6 protein-coding genes and 1 riboswitch are annotated in these 5,711 nt (G+C 65.5%); of the genes, 3 read left to right on the top strand and 3 right to left on the bottom strand.

The genetic code is table 11. The annotated features are described in order from the left end of the window. From WB785_RS04405 to WB785_RS04395, 3 genes are all read right to left on the bottom strand, one after another. A partial coding sequence (locus WB785_RS04405; protein ID WP_424077472.1) for an ATP-binding protein occupies window positions 1-1,710 on the bottom strand: 1,710 nt, incomplete at its 3' end. Continuing rightward, on the bottom strand, window positions 1,707-2,072 hold the full coding sequence (locus tag WB785_RS04400) for an STAS domain-containing protein (protein WP_424077471.1): 366 nt from the start codon (window positions 2,070-2,072) through the stop codon (window positions 1,707-1,709). The genes WB785_RS04405 and WB785_RS04400, both read right to left, overlap by 4 nt. Before the next feature lie 43 nt (window positions 2,073-2,115). Continuing rightward, window positions 2,116-2,793 carry a PAS and ANTAR domain-containing protein gene (locus tag WB785_RS04395; protein ID WP_424077470.1) on the bottom strand — a complete coding sequence of 226 codons (678 nt, stop codon included), beginning with the start codon at window positions 2,791-2,793 and terminating at the stop codon, window positions 2,116-2,118. A 157-nt stretch (window positions 2,794-2,950) separates the two neighbouring features. Beyond that, window positions 2,951-3,062: riboswitch (TPP riboswitch) on the top strand. Between WB785_RS04395 and thiC the strand changes: the two genes are divergently transcribed. The 3 genes from thiC to WB785_RS04380 all read left to right on the top strand — a co-directional run. Then, window positions 3,054-4,688 (top strand): phosphomethylpyrimidine synthase ThiC, encoded by a 1,635-nt coding sequence (gene thiC, locus WB785_RS04390; RefSeq protein ID WP_424077469.1) that lies wholly within the window; start codon window positions 3,054-3,056, stop codon window positions 4,686-4,688. It overlaps the preceding riboswitch by 9 nt. Beyond that, entirely contained in the window at window positions 4,685-5,512 is an 828-nt protein-coding gene (thiD, locus tag WB785_RS04385) for a bifunctional hydroxymethylpyrimidine kinase/phosphomethylpyrimidine kinase (RefSeq protein WP_424077468.1), read from the top strand. Before thiC ends, thiD begins: the two co-directional genes overlap by 4 nt. Continuing rightward, window positions 5,509-5,711, top strand: a 203-nt coding sequence (locus tag WB785_RS04380; protein WP_424077467.1) for an alpha/beta family hydrolase, incomplete at its 3' end; no start/stop codon positions are given. The genes thiD and WB785_RS04380, both read left to right, overlap by 4 nt.

Genomic DNA, 5,711 nt, shown 5'->3' with positions numbered 1-5,711 from the left:
GGATTTGGGCAACGTGATGGCGACCGTGGTGCCGCGGTGGAGTTCGCTGGCGATGCGCAGACTGCCGTGCTGAAGTTCCACCAGCCCGCGTACCAGCGACAGCCCGATCCCGGTTCCTTCCACGCTGCGGCCCAGCGCAGTGTCGGCACGAAAGAAGCGTTGGCCCAGCTGTTTCAGGTCCGCCTGCGCTATCCCGACTCCGGTATCGCGGACGCTGACCAAGCACTGGTCGTTGCCCGCTTGGACCGTGACAGTGATCGAGCCGCTCAGCGTGTATTTCACCGCGTTGGACAGCAGGTTGAGCACGATGGTTTCCCACATGTCCCGGTCGACATCGGCAAGTGCTCGGCGGCAGTCGAGCACAAGTTCAAGTCCGGCTCGCTCGCACAGGTCGGTGAACGACGACGCGATCTCCAACGTCAGCGCCCCGACATCGGTGCACACCAATTTCGTTGTGGCGCGGCCCGCTTCGATACGGGAGAACTGCAGCAGCGAGTCGACCAGGCGCAACAGCCGCCCCGCGTTACGCCGGGCCGTTTGCAGCCGCTCGGCGAGAACCGTGGACGAATCGACATCGGCCAGCGCATCTTCGAGCGGCCCCAGCAGCAGGGTCAGCGGCGTGCGGAATTCGTGGCTGACATTGGTCAAAAACGCCGTCTTGGCGCGGTCCAGTTCGGCCAGCGCATCGGCGCGCTGCCGCTGCTGCTCATGGGAGACCACCGACGCCAGCGCCGAGGAAAGTTGATCGGCGAGCAACTGACAAAAGCCGCGGTATTGCGCATCCAGCGGGCAGCGCGGATTCGTCCCGACGACCAGAGCCCCCGCGATCGCGTTGTCGCCCATAGGCAGGACCAAGGCCTGGTCCGGGCAGTCGGCGCCCAACGCCTCGTCGAGACCGCGAATGACCGACGCCACGTTATCGATGATTCGCACTTGCGCCCGCGATCGCGCTGTCGGCTGCCAGTCGGTGAGCTTTCCCAGCGTGGGCGGCAGCAGCGGTAGCACCGACGGTGTTGCTCCGCGGAGGGTGATTTCGGCCGCGTCCGCGCCGCTGACGTAGGCCGCGACGAACGGTGCGTCGGGCTGGCCGGCGCACACCGAAACCGCTGCGCTCACCGCGTCGTCGACGGTGCGGGTTTCCATCGTCGCCGAGGCCACCGCGTTGAGTAGATGCAGCCGTCGCTCGCTGATCACCCGCTCGGTGGTTTCCCAGGATGGGCAGAAAATCCCGCAGATCTGACCGTTTCCTCCGACTAGTGGGCTGTAGGTGAAGGTGAAGTAGCGTTCCCGACGTCGGCCGCCGGTCATCATCGGCAGCATCAAGTCGTGCGACCAGGTCGCCTCGCCGGTGGCGATGACGCTGGCCAGCATCGGGCTGATCGGCTCCCAGATGTCCCACCACACAAAACGGCCCCGCCGGCCCAGCGCCGCCGGGTGCTTGTCACCGAGGATCTGGATGTAGGCGTCGTTGTACATCACGAACAAGTCGTCAGCGCCCAACCACAATACGATCGGGAATCGCGAGGTCAACACCACCGCGACAGCGGACCGCAGTTCGGCCGGCCACCCTACCGGCGACCCCAATGGGTGTGCGGTCCAATCGAATTCAGCGAACAGCTGGCCCATCTCGCCGCCCAGCGCGACGGCCTTGGCAAGGTCGGGTGGCAGCTCCTGCGGCTCGCGTCTCCAGTCGCTTCGGTACCCGCTCACTGCCCCAGCTCACGGCCTCTCAGCGCATCGGCCAGCGTGGGGTAGAGCTCGAGCACGCTGTCCAAGTTCGTCACCTCGATCGGACGAACCACCAGTCCATTGTCGGCAACCAGCCGGACCGACGTCCCGGCCGCCAGCCCTCGTCTATGGCAGTCGAGCACGGCGTTGAGTCCGGCGCTGCCGAAATAGGTGACGGACTGCAAATCGATGATGAGCAGACGAGAAGGTTGGGTTCCGGCCTGGTGCAGCGCAGCATGCAGCTGCGCGGTGAGGTCGCCGCCCGTGCTGGAATCCACCTCGCCCTTGGCCTGCACCACGACAGCATCCGGCCGTACCTCACAGTCGACCGTCAACAAATCCATCGCGTTCCGCCCTCGATTTTGTCGAGCCTAACGGGCGAGGAGATCATGCGTCGGGTTCGCCGGGAATGCGCTCATGCACGGTCAACAACAGGTGGTCGAAGGCGCTTTGCACCTCCGCCGACGGCGGTGGCAGGGTGGCGATTTCGTCGAGGAGCTGTTTGGCCAGCGCGCGCAATTTGGTGTTGGTTTCCTGCGACCGCCAGCGCAGCACACCGAAGGCTTGCTCCGCACTGACCCGGTAAATGGCCATCAGGGCACCCTTGACCTGCTCGATCACCGCTCGGGCCTCGAACAGGTCCGGGAGCGCTTCGTCGAGGACCACCTGGCGGGTTTCGTCGATGGTGGCGGTCAGGTCGATGTAATAGCCGGCGGTTCCCACCACCGCGCCAGTCTCGTCGGCCATCCGATCGGCCACCACGATCGCATCGTGCACGTTGCCGGCGGTGTCGATAAAGCGGTGCCGGCTGGAAAACGAGCTCTTGGAATCCAGTGCCCGATCAAGCAGGTCCTGAACATGTCTGCGGTCTTCTGGATGTTTGTGCGACAGCAGCAGTTCCGTCGTCGGCACCACCGAGCCGGGTTCATAGCCGTGCATCAGCGCTACCTCGTCGGACCATTCCCAACGCTGGCCGACAAACCAGAACCGGAAGGCGCCCACGCTGACGGCGTCGGCGTCGATGCTCGTTGCAAGAGTTGCTTGAGCTTCAGGGGCCTCGCGCACGTTAACGATCATTCCACCGTTTACCGACCGCGCGCACTGGTTAGACCGGATGCGCAGACGTTCTGTCGTCGCCTCTCCCGCTGCGCTAGCGTAGTCAGCACGGCGACGATGCGGACCGTGCAACGGTCCGAGGAGGAGCCGGGCAATCAAGCACAGCACGAGACAACGCGGGAGCGCACGCCCGGTGCGCTGAGAGGACGGCTCGGGGCCGTCGACCGTACGAACCTGATCGGGTAATGCCGACGTAGGGAGGATAAAAAATGACCGTAACCGTCGAACCATCGGTGACCACCGGACCCATCGCCGGCAGCAGCAAGGCCTACCGCGACCTCGACGCGGTGCCCGGCGCCAAGGTGCCGTTTCGGCGAGTGAATCTGTCGAACGGACAGCACTTCGACCTTTATGACACCTCCGGCCCCTACACCGACCCCGACGCGGTGATCGACGTGACGGCCGGGCTGCCGCCACGCCCGGGCGTGCTGCGCGACCGCGGCACCCAGCTGCAGCGAGCCCGCGCCGGTGAGATCACCGCCGAGATGGCGTTCATCGCCGCCCGCGAAGACATGCCCGCCGAGCTGGTTCGCGACGAGGTTGCCCGCGGCCGGGCGGTGATCCCTGCCAACCACAACCATCCCGAGAGCGAGCCGATGATCATCGGCAAGGCGTTCGCGGTCAAGGTCAACGCCAACATCGGCAACTCCGCGGTGACGTCGTCGATCGCCGAGGAGGTCGACAAGATGGTCTGGGCCACCCGCTGGGGGGCCGACACGATCATGGATTTGTCCACCGGCAAGGACATTCATGCCACCCGCGAGTGGATTCTGCGCAACTCACCGGTGCCGGTCGGCACCGTGCCGATCTACCAGGCCCTGGAAAAGGTCAAAGGCGATCCGACCGAATTGACCTGGGAGGTCTACCGCGAGACCGTGATCGAACAGTGCGAGCAGGGTGTGGACTACATGACCGTGCACGCCGGGGTGCTGCTGCGCTATGTGCCGCTGACCGCCAAGCGGGTCACCGGAATCGTGTCCCGCGGCGGGTCCATCATGGCCGCGTGGTGCCTGGCGCATCACCAGGAGTCGTTCCTGTACACCAACTTTGACGAGCTCTGCGACATCTTCGCCCGCTACGACGTGACGTTCTCGCTGGGCGACGGGCTGCGGCCCGGATCGATCGCCGACGCCAATGACGCCGCGCAGTTCGCCGAGTTGCGCACTTTGGGTGAGCTCACGAAGATCGCGAAAGCCCATGGCGCGCAAGTGATGATCGAAGGCCCAGGGCATATCCCGATGCACAAGATCGTCGAGAACGTTCGGCTGGAAGAGGAGCTGTGCGAGGAGGCCCCGTTCTACACCCTCGGCCCGCTGGCCACTGACATTGCTCCGGCCTATGACCACATCACCTCGGCGATCGGCGCGGCTATCATCGCCCAGGCCGGTACCGCGATGCTGTGCTACGTCACGCCCAAGGAGCACCTCGGGCTGCCGGATCGCAAGGACGTCAAGGACGGCGTGATCGCCTACAAGATCGCCGCGCACGCAGCGGATTTGGCTAAGGGTCATCCGCGTGCGCAGGAACGTGACGACGCGCTGTCGACGGCGCGGTTCGAGTTCCGCTGGCACGACCAGTTCGCGTTGTCCCTGGACCCCGACACCGCGCGGGAATACCACGACGAGACGCTGCCCGCGGAACCGGCCAAGACCGCACACTTCTGCTCAATGTGCGGGCCAAAGTTCTGCTCGATGCGAATTACCCAGGACGTCCGCGACTACGCCGCCGAGCACGGGCTCGACAGCGAGGAAGCCATCGAGGCCGCTTTGCAGCAAGGTATGGCGGAGAAGTCGGTTGAGTTCGCCGAGCACGGCAATCGGGTGTACCTGCCGATTGCCCAGTGACCTATCTGCCGCTGGCGCCGCTCGGTAGCACGCCGCTGCGGGTGCTTGCGATCGCCGGATCGGACTCCGGTGGCGGCGCCGGTATCCAAGCAGACATCCGCACCTGCACTCTGTTAGGGGTGCACGCGTTGTGCGCGGTGACAGCGGTCACCGTGCAGAATTCGGTGGGTGTCAGGGGTTTTCACAAAGTCCCCGGCAATGTCATCGCCGCACAGATCGAGGTGGTATGCCGCGACATCGGGCTGCAGGCCGCCAAGACCGGCATGCTGGCGTCGACCGAGATCATCGCCGCGGTCGCCGATAGTTGGCGCGAACACGGCGCCGACGCACCGCTGGTGGTCGATCCGGTCTGCGCGTCGATGCACGGCGATCCGTTGCTCGACCGCAGCGGATTGGATTCCCTTCGCGCCGAACTGTTTCCGTTGGCCACATTGGTGACACCGAATCTGCACGAGGTGCGGCTACTGGTCGACATCGACGTTGTCGACCCGACATCCCAGGCCGACGCGGCCCGCGCGCTGCACACCTTGGGGCCGAAGTGGGCGCTGGTGAAGGGCGGCCACCTGCAGGGGTCGGCCAGCAGCACCGATCTGTTGTTCGACGGCACCGACTTTCACGAGTTCGAGTCGCCGCGAGTGGACACCACTCACGACCACGGCGCTGGCGACACGCTGGCGGCAGCGACCGCATGCGCTCTGGCCCACGGTTATACCGTGCCGGACGCGGTCGCGTTCGCCAAGGATTGGGTGACCGAGTGCCTGCGTGCCTCCTATCCGCTCGGGCACGGCCACGGCCCGGTGTCCCCACTGTTCAGGCTGTCATGACGCTGGAGCAGATCGCCGGCATCGCTCACGAACCCGGCGGTGACCCACCCGGTGGCCCAAAAGGCATCGTGGTGTTGACGCACGGCGCTGGTGGCAGCAGGGAATCCGCACTGCTGCAACGACTTTGCGACGAGTGGGCCCGACGCGGCTGGCTGGCGGTCCGTTACAACCTGCCCTACCGCCGGCGACGGCCCAAGGG

The organism is Mycobacterium sp., assembly GCF_049585075.1.
Classification (GTDB): domain Bacteria; phylum Actinomycetota; class Actinomycetes; order Mycobacteriales; family Mycobacteriaceae; genus Mycobacterium.
This window is presented reverse-complemented; position numbering and strand designations above follow the sequence as displayed.